The following is a 22,498-nucleotide window of genomic DNA, read 5'->3' as shown; positions in this document are numbered from 1 at the left end:
AAATATACCGCAATAAAAGGTTCAAAAGTTTCCTCCTTAAAACATAATGAAATAAAGCGGAATTTCATGGATTATAAATGAAGTGAACATACATATATTTATTATTGTAGAAATGGGAAATTAGGGGGTATAATAATGGGTTTTTATTGGGTTGGCCTTGTTTTTGGTTGTTAATTGTACATATTCCTTTTTTTCTTCTCATAAAATGGACAAGGAGTGATAGTCCTGAGGAGGTATTTATGTGGAAGTGAAAAATACAATTGATATGGTTTATTTCTTTAAACAATGAAAAGAACTTATTTAACCTATTTCTGCATTTTATTTGGGGCTACCCTTCAGGGCATGTCGATGTCCTTGTTTTTATTTCCTCACTCCATCCCTTCCGGCGGGGCAGCAGGACTTGCGATCTTGGTAAATCACTGGTTTCATTTATCTCTTGGTTTCTCTTTATGGCTATCTAATATTGTTTTTCTACTTTTCGCTTTAAAGTATTTTGGATACACCTGGACCATTCGAACGATTCTTTCGGTAGCTATTACCTCCACGACCGTAACTTTTCTAACAGCCCTAGTTCCACATATTCATATCCATATTATGGTGGATATACTATGTGGAAGTGTTTTCTTTGGTATTGGTGTTGGATTATTGATTCGAGCGGGGGCATCCAGCGGCGGAATGGTCATTCCAGCATTAATGATCGCTTCCTATAAGAAATGGAGTCCTGGAAAAGTAATGATGGGAATAAACTTTTTGATTTTTTTATTAACCGCCCTTGTGATTGATTATAAAATTGTTATTTTCGCGGTTATTTGCCAATTCTTTTCGACGAATATTATTGATTTTATTTTTGAATTAAAATTACAAAAAATAAGATTCCTAACGACAAATTGGAGAAAAAGATAAGAAGATCCTAAAGAATCTTCTCTTCCTTTAAATAGGCTAAAATTTTTTCAACTGATTGATCAAGTGTCATTGTATTAGTTTCAATCATGATTTCTGGATCAATTGGAACCTCATACGGAGAGGATATTCCCGTAAAGTCAGGGATTTCTCCATTTCTTGCTTTTTTATATCAGGCCGCATCTATTTCCCATTTCATCTCCCCTCTATTTTCTACAAATGGTTCGACTTAAGGGGTCTCCAAACGGCGGGTTTCATCTAAGTAAGCTTCTTTCATTCCTTGGATTAGAATTTCGACCACTTCAGGCCGGCTAAATTCCTTTGGCGGCTGTTCCCCGTTTTTTAACATACCTCTAACCTTTGTACCTGATAAAATTACGTGTTGCTGTGAATCATGAGGACATGTTTTTTCAGAGGCCATGTTTTCACATTTTTTACAATAAAAGCTATGTTCAAAAAAGAGCGGTTTAATGCCGAGTTCTTCGTCAGTGAAGTGACTAAATATTTTTTGGGCATCATATGTTCCATAATAGTTTCCTACTCCGGCATGATCTCTCCCTACTATAAAATGAGTACATCCATAATTCTTCCGGACGATGGCATGAAAAATAGCTTCCCTAGGTCCAGCATATCTCATCGCGGCAGGAAAAACAGAAAGGAACACCCGATCTTTCGGGTAATAATTTTCGATTAAGACTTGATAGCTTTTCATACGGATTTCACCGGGAATATCATCCGATTTGGTCTCACCCATCAACGGATTTAAGAAAAGGCCATCGACAGTCTCTAATGCTGTTTTTTGAATATATTCATGGGCCCGGTGCACGGGATTTCTAGTTTGGAAACCAACTACCGTATTCCAACCTAATCTCCTAAACTGCTTCCTTGTTTGGATGGGGTCCAAATAATAGCTTTCAAACTTACTTTTCTCAGGTGTTTTTATCAGGGTAATGGGACCTCCGAGATAGATATCCGGTCGTTCTAACAGCCTTTTAACCCCTGGGTGATGAATATCGGTTGTTCTGTATACCATCTCAGCTTCAAACTTTTTATCAGGGATAAATAATTCCTTCACATCCATTACACCATACACAGTGCCTTTATGGATTAGATTGATCATCTCACCGGTTTTAAGTTCCTTCGCTTTATCTTTGTTGATAGCTAATGTAATCGGTAACGACCACGGGAGTCCATCGGACAATCTCATATTTCTAACGACTGAATTATAATCAGATATGCCCATAAACCCTGTAAGCGGACTATAGGCACCATTTGCAATTAACTCCAAATCACTTAATTCAAAATTTCCTAGTTCTACATAATTACGAGTGTAATCAATTGGAGTATTTAGGTTGATCCTATTTACCAATTCACCCCCATGGGGGACACTTTCACTCATTTTGCTCCCTCCCTAATCTCTTGAATTTGCCTTTGTGGCATATTATGTTTCATGTAGTCCGCATTCAGTTTTCGATTGACCAGCCCACCGTCCGGAACGGGAGTCTCTTGAATCTGCGACAGGCTTTGTACAGGGAGCACAGCCAATACTTGGGTACCCTTTATCGTGTAAGGGATTGTAGGGTAAATGATTTAGATGAATATAAGTCATAATGTCTTCCCATGACCAGTGAATGAGGGGGCAAATTTTTATTTTCTTAAATTTTTCATCCTTATTTATATATTGGGTGTTACTCCTTGTGGAGGATTGATCTCGCCTTAGACCTGAGATCCATGCTTCAACATCCTGTAATGCTTCCTTAAGAGGAACCACCTTTCTTAAATGACAGCACAGATTGGGGTTACTCTGCCACAATTCGTCTCCATACCATTTGGTTTGTTCATCCAACGATATCCTTGGTTTAATAAGATCGATCTGCAGCGATGGGTAGCTGTTCCTAACTTCCTCAATTAATTGGTAAGTTTCTGGAAAGTGGAGGCCGGTATCGAGGAAAATTATTTTCGCATGTTTATTTACTTTATGAATTAAATCGATTAAGACCATTCCTTCAGCGCCAAAGCTGCACGAATAGACAATTCTGTCTCCATAATTTTGGTATGCCCATTTTAATATATCTAGAAAATCACGAGGATGGTCCAAAAGGGTACCTACCTTTTTTTCATCCCAATTTTCATACGTCAACAGATCAGACAATTAAGGTCACCTCTACTTTCTATTCACGAAGATTGGAGTTCAATGCGAGTGTAATACAGGCATTGTTTTCGACAATTATTTTATTCATGTGATTAACATCGCCAAACTGCGAATAAGAAATCATTGCCCTAATCCACGATCCATGGCCAAACACTAAAATATTGGACAACTTTTTATATTTTTCAATAAACAAAACAACCCTATCTTCTAAATTCTTAATACTTTCTCCTAAAACGAGATCTTTTGGATTATGAATCCAAAGCTCACGATATTTCTCGAAAAGTTCTTCCTTTGGACGCCCTTCAAATGGACCAAAATCTAATTCATCTAATAAATCCTCTGTTTGGTATACGTGGCCATACAACTGAGCTGTTTGATGAGTTCGTTTCAGGGTGCTGGCCAAAACAAGTTCAAATGGTGCTAATTGTTTTAGCCGCTGCGCATTCTCTTCGATTCCTAAATATAATTCATCTGTTAATGGGGATAGTTCTATATCTCTCCTGCCTTGCAGCCAGGTTTTTTTATTCCATTCTGTGGGAAGATGTCTGATTAGCGTTATTTGCATTCATTTCCCTCCAAAAAAAATGTTTCACTTCTAAGACCACAGCGTTGCGCTTCTAATATTAGAACATCTCGTATTTTCACATTTCCTAAATTGACATTCGGTCCAATTTCTTTAATAAAATACATTTGATGTTTTGCCGATGGTGCTTCAAAGATGATTTTTTTGCTGTCAACATCGCTGACCAACTCTTGTATTAAATCGGACTTAAGATCACCACATTTTTCATAAATACCTGATGTCCCAGATTCCCTCCCTTCTGTAATCACATATTCACATCCGGCTTCTAAGCAGATCGATATTTCTTCTTTCCACCCAGAAATAGACATTTCCTGATTAGGATCTTTGGAACCAACCTCGGCGATGATATGAAAGTCATTTTTTAATTGTGAAATTAAACGAAGGCGTTCATTTATCGGAATATCTAGTGTCCCATTAGATATTTCAAGCCATTCAATCCCTAAATCCTGTAAAAAGGATAAGTATTCAGGAATTTTTTTTTGGTAAAAGCATTTTTCAAATAATGTACCGCCACAATAAGTCCTAATATGATATTCCTTGTAAAGCTGAACCTTTTCCTTTATGTTTGGCGTTACATATGCTGAACCAATCCCGATCTTAGCTATATCAATAAAGCTGCCATAATCAGCTAAGATATTCTTTAATTCACCCAGCGGGGTCCCCAAATCGATCACAGATGTTAGACCGTATGATCTACTTCCTGAAGTCCTTTCAGGAATGGTTAAAAAACTCATAGGGAATGCGCCTCCTCTATTTTTCTAGAATAGATTATTCGAAAAATGGGTGAATGTGTATATAATGGGCATTATTCCTAGGAAGTAAGCAATTGCGATTGTATAATCTGCTGTCTCATTCCAAACAATAATAGGGCTTAATTTTACAGTTAGGGGTGTACATACATTGCCGAAGCAAAAGCATAAAGGCTTGACGATTACTGCAATCAGTTCAATCCCACTTATTTTGGTGTTAGGAAACTCAATGCTAATCCCAATTCTCCCAAAAATGAAATCAGAACTGAATATAACTCAATTTCAAACTAGCTTAATTATCTCCGTATTTTCGATTGCAGCGGCAATATCTATACCTGTATTAGGATATTTATCTGACCGATTTTCACGTAAAGCGATTATTATCCCAGCACTTATTTTATATGGCAGCGGAGGCCTTTTAGCTGGAGCTGCAGCTGCCTGGTTCTCCAATTCTTATACATGGATTATAGCAGGGAGGATTTTGCAAGGAATGGGTGCTGCTGGTACGGCTCCAATTGCCATGGCGTTAGCAGGCGATTTATTTAAGGGTGGAGAACAAAGTAAAGTTTTAGGTTTAGTGGAAGCGTCGAATGGATTCGGGAAGGTAATCAGCCCAATTATCGGTTCGCTACTAGCCCTTCTGTTTTGGTACGCAGCATTTTTTGCCTTTCCAATTTTTTGTGCCCTATCAGTCCTCTTTACCATCTTTTTTATCAAGGAAAAGAAAGCAGAGAAAGAACCTCCCCCTTTAGGGAAATATGTAAAGGGCCTTGTTTCTGTTTTCAAAACAGAAGGACGCTGGTTATTTGCCGCTTATTTCACAGGTTCCTCCTGCCTTTTTACACTATTTGGGATTTTGTTTTATATATCCGATATTCTCGAGAAAGATCATCAGATTGATGGTTTACTAAAAGGTGCCATTTTAGCGATCCCCCTTTTATTTATGACAACAACCTCATATTTTACAGGCAGTAATATTGGGAAAAAAATGAAGGTAATGAAAAGATTAATCGTCATTGGCTGTTTATTAATGACTGCTTCCTTTGCATCATTGGTCTTCTTTACGAATTTACTGCCATTTTTTGCTGTTTTAGTCATAAGCAGTATTGGAACTGGGCTCGTTCTTCCATGTATCAATAGCTTTATTACTGGTTCCGTACCGGCAGACCGGCGTGGATTCGTTACCTCCCTCTATGGATCCGTTAGATTTTTAGGTGTTGCCATTGGTCCACCTATTTTTGGGGCATTAATGGAATGGTCCCGTTCAGGGATGTTCTTATCTACAGCAGGTTTAACATTATTATGTGGATTGTTTTCCATGATGCTCATCCATGTTGCTAAAAAGGAGCCTTCAGAAGAAAGTGATTCCTTGTTTGAAAAATTATCTTTCACATAAAATTGAAAAAGGTCCGTTTAGGAGAGGTTACTTGACAATGGAGCAAGATAAAAAGGAGTAGATGTCATTGCAAATTTATTTTTCTCCTGAGGTAATCACACCGCAGTTTCAGGTATTAAATGTGGTGGATGGAAAAAACAAAGCAGTAGGAAACGTGGCTCTTCTATTTGATGAAAAAAAGCTTTATGTTTATGGAATTTTAGAAGAAATAGAAGTTGGAGCGGATTTTAAGGATTTAGTCACACCTTATATAAAAGGATTAGCTAAGGCTCGGCCCGGATTAGATATTTTCTCTTGTTTATATGTCGGATGTAAAAAAATAAATTTGAATGATGAAGAAAAAGATAAATAATGATTTAGGTGGACTCCAAGCTGGGTCCACTTTTTTTTTGGCATACCTTCCATGTCACAGGTGTCTAACTCTTTCATATTTTAATGTTATAAGTCAACATTAGATTAGATATTCGGGGTGTGCGTGAATGAGCATGGGGATCATTGTAATGGGTCTTTTAATTGGCTTTATGGTCGGATTAACAGGTGTTGGAGGGGCCGCTTTGTTGACACCAATTTTAATTTTATTAGGTATCAGCCCTTCAATTGCGGTAGGTACTGATCTTGTTTATAACTCCATAACTAAACTTTTTGGTTCAATTCAACATTGGAGGCAGAAGACGATAAACTTCAAGTTAGTAAAGTATCTAGCGATTGGGAGTATTCCAAGTGCGATCTGTGCAGTAGGAATTCTCCATCTTTTTGATTCTTTTTTTCATAATCAAGAAGTGGTGATTAAACACGCATTAGGTTACGTTTTAATATTGGTAGCATTGACTACCTTGTTTAAAACATTTATGAAAAATAAATTAGAATGGAATCATTTTCAAAAGAAGCCGATCCATGAAAAACGTAGCTTAACTATTCTGATTGGTGCTATATTAGGTTTTATTGTAGGCTTGACATCGATAGGATCTGGTTCATTGTTTGCATTAGCTATGATTTACTTGTACAGATTGAGAACTCCAGAATTGGTTGGAACCGATATCGCTCATGCCTTTTTATTAGTCTCCGCAGCAGGGATTATGCACGCAGGAATCGGCAATGTTGATTATCTATTAGTGTTTAACCTATTAATGGGGTCAATCCCCGGCGTTATTTTAGGAAGCACCTTATCCTCTAAGTTACCCGCAAAACCTCTAAGAACAATTATGGCACTGATGATTTTGATTAGTGGGTTTAAACTAATTTAATATAAGCAATTAACTTCTGTAACAGCTAAAAAGTCTATCAAATTTGATAGACTTTATTTTTATTGCCTTGTTCTATCTTGTGGCGTTAGGATTGCAGCCCTTGTATTATTAAGCGGGATGGGCGTCCGAGAGAGCATTATCCGAAAATCTCGTGGATTAAATGGAATAAACGGATACAAAAAAGGTGTATTCATGCTCTTAGTTACAACAAGGAGCATGATCCATAACGTTATTCCTATGATCAACCCTGGAACTTTAAATAAAGCAACCATGATTAAAAAGAAAACCCGAAAAAGTCGATTGGCAAGGCTTAACTCATAACTTGGTGTGGCAAAAGTTCCAATTGCAGCAACAGCCACATATAGGACGACCTCATGAGTAAAAATCCCTACCTTTACAGCTACATCTCCAATGATAATTGCAGAAACGATACCAAGTGCTGTAGCAAGGGCATTCGGGGTATGAATAGCTGCCATTCGCAAAATTTCGATTCCGACTTCAGCAATGAGAAATTGCCAGATTAAACCAATCTCCCCTTGATCTTCTACACCGATAAACTTCCATCGATCGGAGAGTAATTGTTCATTGGTCGCATAAGTATACCAAAGTGGTAAGAGAAATAAAGAGGATAACACAGCGATAAATCGTGCCCATCGTAAAAAAATCCCAATTACCGGCTTTTGACGATATTCCTCAGCATGCTGCAGGTGATGCCAATAGGTTGCTGGACAAATCATTACACTTGGTGACCCATCCACCACTATTAATACATGGCCTTCCATTAAATGAACGGCACTTGTATCTGATCTTTCTGTGTATCGAACTAATGGATATGGATTATAATTTCGGCCAAATACAAATTCTTCAATCGTTTTTTCCGCCATAGGAATCCCATCTATGGATATTTTTTCAAGTTCATTCCTTAACATTTTTACATTATCCGGGTCAACAATGCTATCTATGTATACTAATGCAATATCTGTTTTGGATCGCTTTCCTACTTGGACGTATTCCATTACAAGGGATCGATCCCGTACACGCCTGCGAATTAACGCTAAGTTAAATACAATCGTTTCAACAAAGCCATCACGGGGTCCCCGTACAACCCGTTCAATATCGGGTTCCTGAGGAGAACGGATTGGATATTCACGTGAATCAATCAGGATTACTTGTTTCCCGCCTTCAACGACTACTGCAGTTTGTCCTGCAAGAATTTGGGCAATTGCCTCTTCTAAATCCTCTGAAGTAATCACCTCTACATGAGGAATAAAACTTTTAAATAGCTTATCAATGGGATTATTTCCAAAATCCTCTGGTTTCCGTTTCTCAATTTCCTTCATAATTAAAAGTAAGAGATTAGCTGAAGCAAACCCATCTATCAAAAACATCCCGAACCGGAGTCCTCCGTATTCCAACGGTCGATGAATCACATCAAAGCTTTTTCCAATTCGTAATTCTTTTATTAAGTATTCTATATTATCTTCAAACTTTTCCTTAACCGGAATTTGAGTCCCCTTTTTTCCCAAACATGCCAACTCCTAAATTTTCATTATTGGTATTTTGCAACATGTTTGAGGTTAATATTCTCTTTTCAATATCATTAAGGAGTTCTCTACATTAATGTTTAATGATTCGGATAAACTATTTTCGTGCTGTACTTAAAGAAAGGTGGCACTTGGAGATGAATAAAATTTCTTATACACTAAGGAGGGCAACAATGGGAATTTTAAGTGGAAATCCTAAGGAAGAACCTTTACATTACGGTGAAGTCTTTGATATTTGGGCTTCTCAACTAGTTGGAAATAGTATGATAGCTGGTTATCAAACGATGTTAAACCATACCGGGGACGATGATTTAAAAAAGTTATTAGTTGAAGCTATTGAAACCTGCCAGCAACAAAAGAAACAAGTGGAAGAACTTTTAAAAGAAAATGGTATTGGATTACCACCTGCAGCACCTGAGCCGCCAGAAGCATGCCTAGAAGAGATCCCGGTTGGAGCAAGAATCCCGGATCCAGCCATTGCCGCTACACTTTCAGCAGATTTAGCTGCTGGTTTAGTTGCTTGCAGCCTGATTATAGGTAAATCCATTAGAGAAGATGTTGCCATGATGTATGGTCAATTTCATATTCAAAAGGCAGCACTCGGAGCTAAAGCCCTTCGCTTGAACAAAGAAAAAGGCTGGTTAATCCCACCTCCACTGCATCTAAATAAACATCATGATTGTTAAACAGTGTTTTAAGAATACGAGTTACAACATTCAATAATTAATTCAAAAAATCCACCATGTCAAATTCAGGTGGATTTTTTTGTGCATATTTCAAAAATCATGTTATTACCCAACTTTTATCCAATGATCTGGAATTCTTAAAGCAGATGGTAATTTGGTAGTACTATCTCCCAATGCCGAATTGACTTGTGCTTGTGTGAGAAAGATACTTCCGGTGAGATCAGCACCACGTATATCAGCATCTCTAAAGTCTGCACCAATCAGATCTGTTACTCTCATATCAGATTTCCTGAGATCCGCCGCAATTAGCAACGCTCCTCTTAAATTAGCTCCCTTTAGGTCAACACCTTTTAATTTTGCACCAAAAAGGTCTTTCCCCCTTCTTATGTCTTTCTTAGGTGAAACTTTAGCACGGACAAGTTCACTAGTGCGGAGAAGTAAATCATTAACGACCACTCGATGCGCTTGTACATTAAGCTCTATGATAGATTTTGGATTCAGATGGGTAAGATGCTCCGTTTCTTCTAGTACTGACTGCAAATCTTTATGGATAGGCTGTGCATCTTCTAAGCTAAGCGCTTCATTTAAGTAACAAAGCATCTCGTGAAGTTGTTGCATAATTGGAAATACATTAAACATTTCTTTAGCTATGGCTGGGTCATCCCGCCAATCCCTTCCATCGAATGTCACTTGTGATACCTTTTGACCTGCACCAAAGCATTCATATCCAACACAGCCTCTAAATCCTTCTTTTCTGAGATTTTTATGGATACCACAGCGATAATCTAATTGTAAATTGGGACAAGGAGTACCTGCTTCTTTATCAAATGCAAAATCAGCCGATTTAGCATAGGGCAGCGCAACACAGCATAATCCAAAACAATTTTCACAGTCCGCACTAAATTTTTTAAGATTAGTGTTGTTTTCTTTTATTTGACTAGACATTCCTTCACATCCTTTAATGTAAATCAGCTTTGCGCCAAGTTATTTATAAATCTTCTATACTTCTAATTAAACACAAAATACCCTCTTATCCGCAATAGATAAGAGGGTTTATGACCAATGAATCATTCAGGAAAGTGCTTTTCTCTTTAGCGCCCTACTATTTAAATTATTACCATTCCAAAAAGCCATACTGGTAGCAATTAATAATAAGATACCTGTTACAATAAAAACACTTTGAACCGGGAACATTCCACCGAGGAACCCTCCAATCATCGGCCCAATCATCCCGCCTAGTTGGTTAGCAGTTTGATTCAAACTAAATGCTCTGCCACGGAAATCCTCTGGGGTCGACTTTACAACGAGCCCATTTAACGCTGGGAAGACTGCACAGAAAAATATCCCAAATACAAAGCGAATGAACGAAAATCCCCAAATCTCACTAAATAATACTTGAGCAATGGTTCCTAATCCGCCGCCCAATAACCCGATAAATAAAACACGATGAAATCCAACTTTGTCCGCCCATTTCCCCCATATTGGAGCAAAAAGAGCACTAGCGATTCCAGGCAAAGAGAACACTACACCCGCTAATAATGAGGCATTTTCAGACGACCCACCCAGTTTCACGATATATAAGGGGAGCACGGGCTCAATCGTCATTACGGAACAACTAGTGAGAACAGTTAGAATAAGGACGAGTAAAAAAGGGCGATTGGACAACGCTACTTTAAAGTCAGTCTTAATAGAACCCCGAACCTTACTTGGAGTGAAATTTTCCTCAACTACCCAAAAAATGATGAGGAGGGTGGCAATGAAAACAATCATACCCGCAGTCGCAAAGGCCCAGCGATTTCCGACTAAATGAGATATCCCCCCACCTAACAAGGGACCAAGAATCGTTCCTGATGCTGATGCGGTAGAAATCAAGGAAAGGGCATACCCTACCTTATTATTAGGAGTATTGGTCCCTATCAAAGCGATTGAACCAGGAATGAATCCACTAAGTAATCCTTGCAAAATGCGCAGAACTAATATTTCATAGGGATTCGTAACAAAAGCCATTAACGTATAGATGACAAAGAGAACAAATCCTGCACGGATAATCATCGGTTTTCTTCCATACTTATCTGCCATCCTCCCCCAAAACGGGGATGCAATCGCCCCTGCAAAAAAGGCGGAACTAAATAATAACCCTGACCACATTTCCGTATGTTCGTGCACACCAATTTGCAGAAGAAAAATTGGTAAAAAGGGAATGACCATGGAAAAGCTTGCGGCTGTAAAAAAGACCCCAACCCAAAGTACCCATAAATTCCGCTTCCAGTTTAGCATGCATTCCATCTCCAATGTTTGATCAAATTAGTACCAATTTTCTTCCTTACCAATGATCATTTTATTTTGGTTAATAATAACATACTGTTCATTTATTTTCACTTCCGAAATATTTGAATACAGAAATATATGGATTCTATGAAAGAATAGCTTTTCTTTCTACCACAAAAAAAAGACCAGGATTCCTGATCTTTTGAGCTTGATATTTTAATTAAAGGGTTTTTTCTTTTCCGGAATTTTTCCTGACTGCATGAACCAGGAATGTACCTGAGAATACCGCAATTAATATGGAAAAGAAAACAAATTCATCTAATTGGTATCCAAATGCAGAAATGATCATTTTTATCGCGATTATCGCAATTAAGATAAACGCGGTAGTTTCTACTTCAGGAACCTTTTCAATCAATGTTAGGAATAGTTGAGCTACCCCTCGCATCATTAAAATCCCGATCACACCACCTAGAAAGAGAACCCACTCTTGATTAGAAACTCCAAATGCCGCAATTACACTGTCCAAACTAAAGGCAATGTCCATTAACTCAACCGTTAACACTGTTCTCCAAAATCCCATTTTTTTATTCGGGACTTCATCTTCGCCTTCATTATTCTTGATAAAGTTTTGAATGACAATCCAAAGTAAGTAATGACCGCCTACAATTTTTATCCAACCAATATTAATTAAAGTAACTCCTACACCTATTGCTAAAATTCGGAATAGATACGCACCAAAAATACCGTAGAATAGGGCTTTCTTTCGTTGATCTTTAGGTAATTTTTTCACTAAAATAGCTAAAACAAGGGCGTTATCGGCAGATAATAGCCCTTCAAGAACAACAAGAGTCCCAATGACTCCCCAACTAGCTGGATTAGAAAATACCTTTTCAAATGCTTCTAGTGAATAAAATGAACTATAGCTATTGATAATTTCCTGTAGAAATTCCATTTTTTCTCCCTTTCCATTACTTTTTTTACTTTAAGCTTCTCAGTTCAAATTCTATACTTCCGGTGCTTGTCCCAATAAACAATCATTCACCCCATTGATGTTGTCCCTTTTCTCGCATCCTACTTTATATGTATGTATAGCCCTGATATTAATGAACCAAAAACATCCCTAACTTTGAATGAGATTATATATTTTTACTATTTGATTGAAAAATGAGCAACAAAGGTACTATCGCGGAAATGCCAAGCTAAATGTATAAATTTATCCTAATCAAAAAGACGATTCGGTCCCGAATCGTCTTTTTTCATTCCTTTTACTGTAAGTTTTTTTCTATATAGTTAATTATATCACCGAAACATTCATACTAATTTTTTACTCATGTTGTACCAAATCACTCCGCCATGGTGGGAGCTTGAAACACCATTGTTGAGGTATCCATGGTTTTCATAGAAGCGAATTAAGTCAGCTTTACAGGTGAGGGTCATCGTCTCACGATTTTTTTCACTTGCTTCTGTTTCTATATGTGCAAGTAACGCTGATGCCACACCTCGTTTTTGAAAATACGGGGACACCGCTAATCCTAAAATACTTTGATGCCCGCCAGACACAGGGTTCTCCCTTATATCACTAAAGAGGTCATCTGTAATGTGTACTTGATTAATGACAGGACCATTAACAAGACCAGCAATCACGCCCTCCTCTTCAGCTACAAAAAAACTATCTGAAATAAATTGAATGCGCTTTTCAAATGCTTCCTTCGTCGCAGCCTCTTCTTTTGTAAAGCAAAGATGTTCAATTACTATTAGTTCAGGTAAATCTTCCATTTTTACGTTTCGAATTTTTAACATATCTATCATACCTCCAACCTAATAAATTATATAAATAATTCATTAAATAGCAAATAGTAACACAATACAAAAAGAATGAACGGTTTAGCCACTCTTTACCTATGATTAATAGGTTTCTATGGAAGTAAAATGTTCTTCAGAGATATCAAATAAATTTACCTAAGTGTCCTTTACGGGCTCGTCATATTTACATACACTAAAACAATTCAACAGTTTGGGAGTGAAATAAATGTATTCTAACTTAGTTACAAATGTTAGAACAGCCTTGGCTTACACGGTACAGGCCATTCGATATGCCGATAGTGCCTTAATCCTTTTTTTAGAAATGTCCGCATTTCCTTTACCACCGAATCCAATTAAAGTACAATTCTACCAAGATGTCGTCGATAATCTCACAGAGGCATATCTTGCCATGAAAGCTTTACCTTTCGATACTCATTTTCCTAGTGATCCCGTTTTTCCAAATGCCCCTATTGTTCCCCAAAGCCAAGATAACCAACACCTTATTCAACTATCCGATAACCGTATCTCACTGGCATTAGATAAGACGGAAGATACCATTAACTACCTTGACCAAGCAATTCTGTTAAGCGGTAAAAATGATCGACTAAATGGGCAGCTCTTTTTCATTAAACTAAGTTTAGAAGCCGCTCGAGACGCACTCGTTTCAGGTTTAAATGAACCGGATTTTGATAACCATTAATCTTTACCGACGACTCTATTTTTCTATTTTGACGGGCACGATTAACCCCTAATTGTCAAAGTTGACTCCTTTTTTCTATGGTGGCGGGCACAATTAACCCTAATTGTTACCGTTGACTCCTTTTTCCTATGGTGGCGGGCACAATTATCCTCTAATTGTTACCGTTGACTCCTTTTTTCTAAGCTGACGGGCACAATTAACCTCTAATTGTTACCGACGACTCCTTTTTCCTATGGTGGCGGGCACAATTAACCCCTATTGTTACCGACGACTCTTTTTTTCTATGGTGACGGGCACAATTATCCTTTATGAAGGACATAGGTCTACGCTGAAGCTATAGATTTGTCCTTCATAAGTGCCGCTTAATGATGCTTTTAATTTCCCATTAATAATTCCTCCTTATTTTCCTACCAACTGAATGAAATGCCTTTATATAGGTTGACCTAACTTCTGGCAGGATGTATAATTCAAACATAAGTTTAGACTTTAAACAAAAGTTTATAAGGCCATTTTTCTTAACCAAGCAAACATCATAAGGGGGTACATATTTTGAAAAAACAAAAAGTTGGAATGGCACTATCACTTGTTCTTGCTGCAGGTACACTGTTAGGAGCTTGTGGAAAAAGTAATGACAACAAAGGCGGTGGGAATGATCAAACTTTCACTGCTGCAATGGTGACTGATATCGGGGGTGTTGATGACAAATCATTTAACCAATCATCTTGGGAAGGTCTCAAAAGTTTTGGCGAAGAAAACGGTTTAAAAAAAGGTAAAGGCGGTTACGATTACCTTCAATCCAAATCGGATGCCGATTATACAACAAACTTAAATAAACTTGCTCGTGAAGGATTTGACTTAGTTTATGCGATCGGCTTCTTGATGCCAGCAGCAGTTGAGGAAATTGCAACCCAGCAAAAAGGTTCCAAATTTGCAATCGTCGATGCTGAAGTAAAGCAGCCAAACGTTGCAAGTATTTTATTCAAAGAGCAAGAAGCTGGATTCCTTGCTGGAATAGCAGCGGCTAAAACAACAAAATCTAACCATATCGGATTTATTGGCGGCATGGAAATTCCAGTGGTTGAACGTTTCGAAATTGGTTTTTTAGCCGGGGTTAAAGCTGCTAAACCTGAGGTAAAAGTGGACGTGCAATATGCAGGTGCGTTTGACAAGGCAGAACTTGGTCAATCAATCGCTTCTAAAATGTATTCTTCTGGTGCGGACGTAATTTTCCACTCCGCAGGGGGAACTGGTGTCGGTTTATTCAAAGAAGCAAATGACCGAAAAGCAAAAGAACCTGGCAAAGATATTTGGGCTATCGGTGTAGACCGCGATCAAGCTGATATGGGTAAAGATGTGGTTCTTACATCTGCTTTAAAACGTGTTGATGTAGCTGTTAAAGAACTGGCAACAAAAACAAAAGAAGGTAATTTCCCAGGCGGCGAAGTTGCGCTATTTGGTTTAGCAGAAGATGGTGTTGGCTTAGCCCCTATCAATGCAAAAGCTACAAACAAAGCTGAAATTGAAGCTGCCATAAAAGAATGGGTTGAAAAGATTAAATCAGGTGATGTAAAAGTTCCTGAATCACGTAAAGAATTAAAAACTTTTAGTCCAAAGTAATCGTACTGATTAGGAAGATTAAATGGGGTGAGTTTGTGCCTGAAAGAATGAATGATAAAGAACAATTGATTATCGATTTAATACGTAAGAACCCCTATGTTTCTCAGCAAGAACTGGCTGAAATATTAGGCTTATCTAGGCCTTCCATTGCAAATATTATTTCTGGCTTAATTAAAAAAGGTAATATTCTAGGAAGAGCTTATATTCTTAGTGAATCACAACATGTTATTTGTATAGGCGGGGCTAATATTGACCGTAAATTCCATATCAAAGACAAAGCGCAGTTAGGTACATCCAATCCGATTTACGCCACTCAGAATGCCGGCGGGGTTGCCCGGAATATCGCTGAAAATCTAGGGCGACTTGGAATGGACGTATCACTTATTTCTACATGCGGCACCGATAAGGACTGGTCGGTCATTGAAGATTCATCATCTCTTTACATGAACTTAGAAACCGTGACCCAATTTCCTGAAAAATCAACAGGTTCCTACACGGCTGTTTTAGACTCTAACGGAGAATTAGTTATTGCGTTAGCGGATATGGAAGTGTATGAGGCCATCACACCTGATTTACTGCTTAAACATGACATACAATTAAGTCACGCCAAATGTATTATGGTCGATTTAAACTGTCCGAAAGAAACGATTCAATTCTTGTGTCATTTCGCAAATAGCCATGATTTACCGATTGTGTTAATACCCGTTTCATCACCAAAGATGAATCGATTACCAGATAATTTAGAAGGTGTTGCATGGCTCATTACGAACCGAGATGAATCAGAAACTTACTTCCAAACTGAAATCAAGAATGAGGAAGATTGGAAGAACGCACTAGAAAAATGGCTGGCACTAGGGATAGCCAATGTGGTTATTACGAATGGAAAACAAGGCTCGATGATAGGTAATAAAAAAGAAGGAATTTTTCATGTACCTTCTATTGAAATTACTGAAGTCGTCGATGTAACGGGTGCAGGAGACGCTTTTTCCTCCGCTGTTATTTACTCTTGGTTAGAAGGTAAATCGTTGGTCGAAATTGCTAAAGCTGGGAGTATGAATGCTTCTAAAACATTGGAATCATCTTATACAGTTAGACAGGATTTATCAGCAGAACAACTACAAAAAGACATGGAGGAATTATCATGAAACAATACATTACATTATCTGAAGAAGTGCATATCGCCAAGGAACAAGGAAAACCAATCGTTGCCTTAGAGTCTACAATTATCTCTCATGGAATGCCATACCCACAAAATGTGAAAACCGCACGTGAAGTGGAACAAATTATCCGTGATAATGGTGCTGTTCCGGCAACAATTGCAATCGTTGATGGGAAAATTAAAATTGGATTATCCGACGAAGAGCTAGAAATGTTCGGTAAAAGTACAGATGTAGCAAAAGCATCTAGACGTGATTTAGCTTATTTACTCGCTACAAAAAAACTGGGGGCAACAACAGTAGCCGCAACGATGATTTGTGCCGAGGCTGCAGGAATTAATATCTTCGTAACTGGTGGTATTGGCGGTGCTCACCGCGGTGCAGAGACTACCATGGATATCTCTGCAGACCTAGAAGAACTCGGACAAACCAACGTGGCTGTCATTTGTGCAGGCGCCAAATCGATTCTAGATTTAGGGTTAACAATGGAATATCTTGAAACAAAAGGCGTACCTGTTATTGGTTATCAAACCGATGTACTCCCTGCCTTCTATACGCGCAATAGCGAATTTTCAGTGAACTTCCGTGCAGACGATGCGGAAACAATCGCCTCTACGTTAAAAGTTAAATGGGATTTAAACCTAAAAGGCGGAGCTGTGATTGCTAACCCAATACCTGAAGAATTCGCTATGGATGAAAAAACCATTACTAACGTAATTGAAGCCGCTTTAAAAGAAGCAGAAGAAAAACACATATCCGGTAAAAATGTAACGCCATTCTTACTAGGTAAGGTGAAAGAATTAACTGAAGGTAAGAGCCTAGATGCAAACATTGCTTTAGTTAAAAACAATGCAGTTGTGGGAGCTCAAATAGCTGTAAGTTTTAATGGTATGAAATAAGGATTGAAAAACACTTTTTCCGGCAGCAGCCTCATGCTTGCAGACACAATCTAGCTTCTAGATGAGTCTGCAAGCTTTTTTCTTGATATAGGATTCTTTTGGAAGTTTAGCTGCTATTTTACACAAGAAAATATTAAAAAGAGTGGAATCCTCATCCTCCTTTTATACTCACTTTCATTCCTAAATTCTTCTGGCCTTGGAGTACCTTCTCTTAAATCATCAATCTTAAATCCAGTTTGTTTTAAAAGTTGATAGTATTCTTCAGTTGTTCGATGATATTTAACAACATTTTTATCTATCCACGGCTCAACCCTTTTACCACTCGTAAAATAATCATCGACGATCCAATCTGTTTTTAAGGATGATGCCTCTGCACCTTTTATGGATGAAAGTAATAATGGATGCTGGACACTGAATATGAATCTTCCGTTTTCTGTAAGAGAATAATGGACTCCTTTAAATAGATCCTTTAAGTCTGCTAAATAATGGATCGCTAATCGTGACACAATTAGATCATATTGATCTGGTTGAAAATCCCATGTTTCCATTGAAGAAAAATGTACTTTTCCCAACGAACCATTTAGATTCTTAGTAGCTTCTTTTACCATATTTTTTGAGCCTTCTACTCCGTCGTACGAAATACATCTTTTTTGCAGGAGTTCAATACCAAATTTAGCGTCACCACAACCTAAATCTAACACCTTTTTTCCTTCTATATCACCAATTAGTTCAAGCAAGATAGGCTTTTCAATCATATTATTGGGACTTTCCTCACGATTTCTTCGTGTGATGTAATTTTCAAAAAATTGATCATTGTCGTAAGCCGATGCACCACTAAACTCCATTAAATCTCCCCCTTATTAAATTAAACCTTGAAAATTATATGGTGAATTTGAAATATTTTATAAAAATTTTTTAATTATTTAGAAATCTCTATTTCCTCAACCTACCCTTATAGTAGAACAAGGAAAGTGCGATGCTTTTTAATGCATCGCACTTGCTCTTAAACAATCTTAATTAATTCCAACTGAATGACTTCTTCTTTCTAACAATACCGTATCACGCCATACGCCATCCATTTTTCCAATACGATCTCGCCTTCCAACTTTCCGAAACCCAAACTTAAGATGTAATTTGAGACTGGATATATTTTCAGGAAAAATCCCAGATTGTAATGTCCAGTACCCGTACTGTTCACTAATTTCAATTAAAGATTTTAATAGTTTACTACCAATACCCTTTCCCATACTATTTTGTCCAACATAAATACTAACCTCAGCCACACCGGCATAAACACATCGGCTGGAAACTGGGCTTAACGCCGCCCAACCTAGAACTTTACCATCTAAACGTGCGACAAGACGACACTCTAAGATATGCCCCATATCCCAATCTTCCCATGTAGGAGGCTCTTTTTGAAATGTTGCATTTCCAGTCGCAATTCCTTCTTGGTAGATTTCACGAACCTGATCCCAATCCTCATTTTGCATATTATCTATAATAATAGAATTTTCCATTGTTCCACCTGAATTAAATTATTTATTTTGATTTAACTTCTTCAATAATAGATTCCCCTTCACTTTGATCGGAATCTGTCCATTTCCACTTCTCATGTAATCTAATTCTTCCATCTGGCAGAGTTTCTGGAGTAGAGAAACATTGTCCGCCTCTTATTTCGTTCTTTGTATTTACATGGTTATATCTAAACTGTAAACTGCCATTTTCCTCAACTATTCCAATAAGTGATCCTTTTACAATGTCTCCTCCATAATATGTAGCTGAAAGTATGTTTCCCTCTTGTTGGTACTCAAAAAATGATTCTAATGAAACCTCACCGTTAGCTGTATTTTTGACTGAAACAAATTTTCGTCCATTGTAATTTATCAACATTCTACCTCCCTAGTAAGGAAAAATGGTTAATGTCTGAGTTAATAAAAAGAAATCTTTCTGTTATTGATATCTCATATACTGTAGTTGGAACAGGAGGAAATGTTTATATTGATATTAAGAATGAACAAAAATAATAACACCTATCAAAGTCGAATATTTTCAAAATGTTCAACAGTTGGAAATGGGTCATAAAAACGATGTAACAGTTTTTTCCATACTTGGTACTCGTTTGATTGCCTAAACCCAACTGTATGATCTTCTAATGTTTCCCACTTTACCATTAACAAATATTTCCCTTTAACTTCTATACAACGTTGTAGTTCGTGAGATATGTAACCTTTCATAGATGCAATGATTTCTGATGCCTGACGAAATGCTTCCTCATATTCCTCTTCCATTCCTGGTCTAACCTTAAGCATAACTGCTTCCAATATCATCTAATTCCCCCTTAAATAGATTTGCCTTTGCCGTTTAGTGAAAAATTCGACATAAATCTATTTTTTTCCTTTATTACAGTCGAATAATTATTATGAAAGTCGCTTATATGTATTTTTCATCACATCTTCTTTTAACAATCGGATGTACAATCGTAGTGAATCTATTAAAAGAAAAGGAGCAATGTCTATTTATTTATCGGAATCTATACATAAAAGTTTAGGAGGTTGTTCTTTTGTTCAATTTACTAATATTCGTTTTAATTGCTATTACTCTAATCTTATTGAGTCTTTTTATTGATGGACTGCTGAGGCTGCATAAGCAAGAAAAGGAAGATAAAAAAAATATTGTCAGAGATGGCATGGAAGGTTGTTTAGATCAAACATTTGGAATTGGACCGGTGAAAATATTTAAAACAATGTTTGATGCCGATGGCAATGTAAGATATTTGGTTTATTTGCCGCAGTACGAATGGTTCAAAACCCCAAATTACAAATGGTATGAAGTGTATGCCACCAAAAATGGCTTTCAACATATTGAAATCGAAAGATGATTTCGTTCATATTGACAAAGAACGCCCCATTTCTATGGGGTGTTCTTTGATTTATCAGGTATCTGGCCTTGCATGGGTCAACTATTTTAAACAGTAATATTTGGTAAAACTATTTTATCATTCTGTGGATTGGGCTTTAGATGTGTTTTGTACTTGTGTTACGGCCGTTAAAGCAGACGAAATTTCGTTTGATGCCTGTTTCATCGCTTCCTGGGCGAGAGTAGGATCGGAATTTGCTTTTTCAATTGCTTTTGTTAACAATTCTTGGGTTAGTGTTACATATGCTTTTGCTTGGTTTAGTTGATTTACATCAATTTGTGGCATGAGTTTCTCTCCTTTTGTTTTAAATTACTTCTATATCATCACCATGCATTTTATTTTTATTTAAGGTAAAAATTACCTCGAAAAAAAATGCCTCGGAGTTTCCTCCAAGACATTTTTTACAATTTTTATTCATTCTTACTTAACATTTTCGATAATGGTTGCTACACCTTGTCCTCCACCGATACATAACGTAGCTAAACCATAGCGGTTTTCTCTTTTCTTCATTTCATGAATTAAACTCACCAAAATTCTTGCCCCACTAGCACCGATTGGGTGACCAAGTGCAATCGCACCACCATTTACATTTAACTTTTCTTTATTAAATTGAAGCTCGCGATCTACTGCAATAGATTGTGCAGCAAATGCTTCGTTTGCTTCAATTAATTCAATGTCTTCTAAAGATAAAGACGCTGTTTTTAGAGCTTTTTTAACAGCAGGGACAGGACCAATTCCCATAATACTCGGATCCACACCTGCAGAAGCATTCGCTTTAATGGTTACTAGAGGGGTTACGCCTAATTCCTCTGCCTTTTTACGGCTCATAACAACAAATGCTGCCGCGCCATCGTTAATTCCTGAAGCGTTAGCAGCAGTAACGGATCCATCCTTTTTAAATGCAGGACGAAGCTTACCCAATCCTTCTGCTGTCGTTCCAAACCGTGGGAACTCATCTTGGCTGAATAATGTTACTTGTCCTTTGCGGCCAGGTACCTCAACAGGGACAATTTCATCAGCAAATCGATTGGATTCAATCGCTGCTTGTGCCTTTTGCTGACTCCATGCAGCAAATTCATCTTGTTCAGCACGTGTGATTTCATATTTCTCAGCAAGATTTTCAGCTGTAATACCCATATGATAGTCATTTTCAGCACACCATAATCCGTCTTTAATCATACTGTCTAAAATTTTCTGATCGCCCATTTTAAATCCATTACGACCGCCTTTTAACAGATATGGAGCTTGACTCATATTCTCCATTCCGCCTGCAATAACTACTTCTGACTCACCCGCAAGAATCGCTTGTGTTGCTAAGTGAACAGCCTTTAATCCTGATCCACAGACCTTATTAATTGTCATTGCTGGTACCTCTTGAGGAATTCCTGCAGCGAGGGAAGCTTGTCTTGCTGGATTTTGGCCCGCTCCTGCTTGTAAAACATTCCCCATGATCACTTCATCTACATCATTAGGATTAATTCCAGCTTTTTGAATGGCAGCTTTAATTACAGTAGTCCCTAACTGTGTAGCTGAAACATTTTCTAAACTTCCTAAAAAAGTACCAATTGCTGTTCTTACAGCACTTACGATTACAACTTCATTTACAGTCATTCTGATTTCCCCCAAAAAGTGATTTATGTATTCGAATAATAATTCCTCACAAATTCTACTACATTTCGCGGTATTTTTCATGACAAACTATTCGACAAATTCAGAGTTTTTTTATTACGCTAAAAAAAAATTATGAACTAAACTCGACATATTCAACGTTTATCCCCTTTAAAAAATGCCTAGAGAATCCACTTTTATCAAAGTAAAAGGTGTAATTACATCAATTGAAAATATTAATAAAACAGGCGAAAAAATTCTGTTGAACTTTAGAA

General features: G+C 37.5%; 25 protein-coding genes and 1 pseudogene. 10 read left to right on the top strand and 16 right to left on the bottom strand.

What is annotated here, in order from left to right; genetic code table 11:
- Nucleotides 1–285 precede the first annotated feature (285 nt).
- Nucleotides 286–903, top strand: coding sequence for a YitT family protein (locus COE25_RS22895; protein ID WP_098934261.1), 618 nt, complete (start codon nt 286–288; stop codon nt 901–903).
- Between the two features lie 7 nt (nt 904–910).
- Here COE25_RS22895 and COE25_RS22890 read toward each other — a convergent pair.
- The 5 genes and pseudogenes from COE25_RS22890 to COE25_RS22870 form a co-directional block, all read right to left on the bottom strand.
- Nucleotides 911–1,072: pseudogene (locus tag COE25_RS22890) on the bottom strand (adenylyl-sulfate kinase); the annotation flags it as partial.
- A gap of 57 nt (nt 1,073–1,129) precedes the next feature.
- On the bottom strand, nt 1,130–2,299 hold the full coding sequence (sat, locus tag COE25_RS22885; protein WP_098934259.1) for a sulfate adenylyltransferase: 1,170 nt from the start codon (nt 2,297–2,299) through the stop codon (nt 1,130–1,132).
- A gap of 42 nt (nt 2,300–2,341) precedes the next feature.
- Nucleotides 2,342–3,043 (bottom strand): phosphoadenylyl-sulfate reductase, encoded by a 702-nt coding sequence (locus COE25_RS22880; RefSeq protein WP_306572864.1) that lies wholly within the window; start codon nt 3,041–3,043, stop codon nt 2,342–2,344.
- Between the two features lie 28 nt (nt 3,044–3,071).
- Nucleotides 3,072–3,617 (bottom strand): histidine phosphatase family protein, encoded by a 546-nt coding sequence (locus COE25_RS22875; protein ID WP_098934257.1) that lies wholly within the window; start codon nt 3,615–3,617, stop codon nt 3,072–3,074.
- Nucleotides 3,608–4,369 carry a phosphosulfolactate synthase gene (locus tag COE25_RS22870; protein ID WP_098934256.1) on the bottom strand — a complete coding sequence of 254 codons (762 nt, stop codon included), beginning with the start codon at nt 4,367–4,369 and terminating at the stop codon, nt 3,608–3,610. The genes COE25_RS22875 and COE25_RS22870 overlap by 10 nt, the downstream gene beginning before the upstream one ends.
- A 166-nt stretch (nt 4,370–4,535) precedes the next feature.
- Between COE25_RS22870 and COE25_RS22865 the strand changes: the two genes are divergently transcribed.
- The 3 genes from COE25_RS22865 (at nt 4,536) to COE25_RS22855 (ending at nt 7,024) form a co-directional block, all read left to right on the top strand.
- A complete protein-coding gene (locus COE25_RS22865) occupies nt 4,536–5,780 on the top strand; it encodes an MFS transporter (RefSeq protein WP_098934255.1) in 1,245 nt (414 codons plus the stop codon).
- 61 nt (nt 5,781–5,841) lie between these two features.
- Nucleotides 5,842–6,132 carry a hypothetical protein gene (locus tag COE25_RS22860; protein ID WP_306572854.1) on the top strand — a complete coding sequence of 97 codons (291 nt, stop codon included), beginning with the start codon at nt 5,842–5,844 and terminating at the stop codon, nt 6,130–6,132.
- Nucleotides 6,133–6,259: 127 nt separating this feature from the next.
- Nucleotides 6,260–7,024 carry a sulfite exporter TauE/SafE family protein gene (locus COE25_RS22855; RefSeq protein ID WP_088087793.1) on the top strand — a complete coding sequence of 255 codons (765 nt, stop codon included), beginning with the start codon at nt 6,260–6,262 and terminating at the stop codon, nt 7,022–7,024.
- Between the two features lie 59 nt (nt 7,025–7,083).
- On the opposite strand, the gene COE25_RS22850 is transcribed toward COE25_RS22855, so the two are convergent.
- Nucleotides 7,084–8,550, bottom strand: coding sequence for a spore germination protein (locus COE25_RS22850; RefSeq protein WP_098934253.1), 1,467 nt, complete (start codon nt 8,548–8,550; stop codon nt 7,084–7,086).
- Nucleotides 8,551–8,741: 191 nt separating this feature from the next.
- On the opposite strand from COE25_RS22850, the gene COE25_RS22845 reads away from it, so the two are divergent.
- A complete protein-coding gene (locus tag COE25_RS22845; RefSeq protein WP_098934252.1) occupies nt 8,742–9,254 on the top strand; it encodes a DUF3231 family protein in 513 nt (170 codons plus the stop codon).
- 105 nt (nt 9,255–9,359) lie between these two features.
- Here the strand turns inward: COE25_RS22845 and COE25_RS22840 are convergent, their stop codons facing one another.
- The 4 genes from COE25_RS22840 to COE25_RS22825 form a co-directional block, all read right to left on the bottom strand.
- Nucleotides 9,360–10,199 carry a pentapeptide repeat-containing protein gene (locus COE25_RS22840; RefSeq protein WP_098934251.1) on the bottom strand — a complete coding sequence of 280 codons (840 nt, stop codon included), beginning with the start codon at nt 10,197–10,199 and terminating at the stop codon, nt 9,360–9,362.
- Nucleotides 10,200–10,325: 126 nt separating this feature from the next.
- Nucleotides 10,326–11,531 (bottom strand): MFS transporter, encoded by a 1,206-nt coding sequence (locus COE25_RS22835; RefSeq protein WP_098934250.1) that lies wholly within the window; start codon nt 11,529–11,531, stop codon nt 10,326–10,328.
- A 211-nt stretch (nt 11,532–11,742) separates the two neighbouring features.
- Nucleotides 11,743–12,474: a DUF475 domain-containing protein gene (locus COE25_RS22830; protein WP_098934249.1), complete on the bottom strand. Its 732-nt coding sequence runs from the start codon at nt 12,472–12,474 to the stop codon at nt 11,743–11,745.
- A gap of 359 nt (nt 12,475–12,833) precedes the next feature.
- Nucleotides 12,834–13,322: a GNAT family N-acetyltransferase gene (locus COE25_RS22825; protein ID WP_098934248.1), complete on the bottom strand. Its 489-nt coding sequence runs from the start codon at nt 13,320–13,322 to the stop codon at nt 12,834–12,836.
- Between the two features lie 229 nt (nt 13,323–13,551).
- On the opposite strand from COE25_RS22825, the gene COE25_RS22820 reads away from it, so the two are divergent.
- The 4 genes from COE25_RS22820 to COE25_RS22805 all read left to right on the top strand — a co-directional run bounded on the left by COE25_RS22820 (nt 13,552) and on the right by COE25_RS22805 (nt 17,698).
- Nucleotides 13,552–14,025 (top strand): hypothetical protein, encoded by a 474-nt coding sequence (locus COE25_RS22820; RefSeq protein WP_088087802.1) that lies wholly within the window; start codon nt 13,552–13,554, stop codon nt 14,023–14,025.
- Nucleotides 14,026–14,574: 549 nt separating this feature from the next.
- Nucleotides 14,575–15,642, top strand: coding sequence for a BMP family lipoprotein (locus COE25_RS22815; protein WP_098934247.1), 1,068 nt, complete (start codon nt 14,575–14,577; stop codon nt 15,640–15,642).
- A gap of 47 nt (nt 15,643–15,689) precedes the next feature.
- A complete protein-coding gene (locus COE25_RS22810) occupies nt 15,690–16,787 on the top strand; it encodes a carbohydrate kinase (RefSeq protein ID WP_098934310.1) in 1,098 nt (365 codons plus the stop codon).
- The gene (locus COE25_RS22805) at nt 16,784–17,698 is read left to right on the top strand and encodes a pseudouridine-5'-phosphate glycosidase (protein ID WP_098934246.1); all 915 of its coding nucleotides are present in this window, start codon (nt 16,784–16,786) and stop codon (nt 17,696–17,698) included. Before COE25_RS22810 ends, COE25_RS22805 begins: the two co-directional genes overlap by 4 nt.
- A gap of 113 nt (nt 17,699–17,811) precedes the next feature.
- Here COE25_RS22805 and COE25_RS22800 read toward each other — a convergent pair whose 3' ends face one another.
- From COE25_RS22800 to COE25_RS22785, 4 genes are all read right to left on the bottom strand, one after another.
- Nucleotides 17,812–18,543, bottom strand: coding sequence for a class I SAM-dependent DNA methyltransferase (locus tag COE25_RS22800; protein ID WP_098934245.1), 732 nt, complete (start codon nt 18,541–18,543; stop codon nt 17,812–17,814).
- A gap of 168 nt (nt 18,544–18,711) precedes the next feature.
- Nucleotides 18,712–19,215 (bottom strand): GNAT family N-acetyltransferase, encoded by a 504-nt coding sequence (locus COE25_RS22795; RefSeq protein WP_098934244.1) that lies wholly within the window; start codon nt 19,213–19,215, stop codon nt 18,712–18,714.
- 22 nt (nt 19,216–19,237) lie between these two features.
- Nucleotides 19,238–19,585 carry an avidin-fold protein gene (locus tag COE25_RS22790; protein WP_180247576.1) on the bottom strand — a complete coding sequence of 116 codons (348 nt, stop codon included), beginning with the start codon at nt 19,583–19,585 and terminating at the stop codon, nt 19,238–19,240.
- A 146-nt stretch (nt 19,586–19,731) separates the two neighbouring features.
- Nucleotides 19,732–20,025: an antibiotic biosynthesis monooxygenase family protein gene (locus COE25_RS22785; RefSeq protein WP_098934243.1), complete on the bottom strand. Its 294-nt coding sequence runs from the start codon at nt 20,023–20,025 to the stop codon at nt 19,732–19,734.
- Between the two features lie 233 nt (nt 20,026–20,258).
- Between COE25_RS22785 and COE25_RS22780 the strand changes: the two genes are divergently transcribed.
- Nucleotides 20,259–20,576 carry a hypothetical protein gene (locus COE25_RS22780; RefSeq protein ID WP_098934242.1) on the top strand — a complete coding sequence of 106 codons (318 nt, stop codon included), beginning with the start codon at nt 20,259–20,261 and terminating at the stop codon, nt 20,574–20,576.
- Between the two features lie 117 nt (nt 20,577–20,693).
- On the opposite strand, the gene COE25_RS22775 is transcribed toward COE25_RS22780, so the two are convergent.
- Together COE25_RS22775 and COE25_RS22770 are read right to left on the bottom strand one after the other, a co-directional pair.
- The gene (locus tag COE25_RS22775) at nt 20,694–20,900 is read right to left on the bottom strand and encodes a hypothetical protein (protein ID WP_098934241.1); all 207 of its coding nucleotides are present in this window, start codon (nt 20,898–20,900) and stop codon (nt 20,694–20,696) included.
- A 135-nt stretch (nt 20,901–21,035) separates the two neighbouring features.
- The gene (locus COE25_RS22770; RefSeq protein WP_098934240.1) at nt 21,036–22,226 is read right to left on the bottom strand and encodes an acetyl-CoA C-acetyltransferase; all 1,191 of its coding nucleotides are present in this window, start codon (nt 22,224–22,226) and stop codon (nt 21,036–21,038) included.
- Nucleotides 22,227–22,498 lie beyond the last annotated feature (272 nt).

Source organism: Bacillus sp. AFS031507, from assembly GCF_002584635.1.
Lineage (GTDB): Bacteria > Bacillota > Bacilli > Bacillales > Cytobacillaceae > Neobacillus.
The sequence above is the reverse complement of the archived record's forward strand: the minus strand, read 5'-3'. Positions and strand labels throughout refer to the sequence as shown.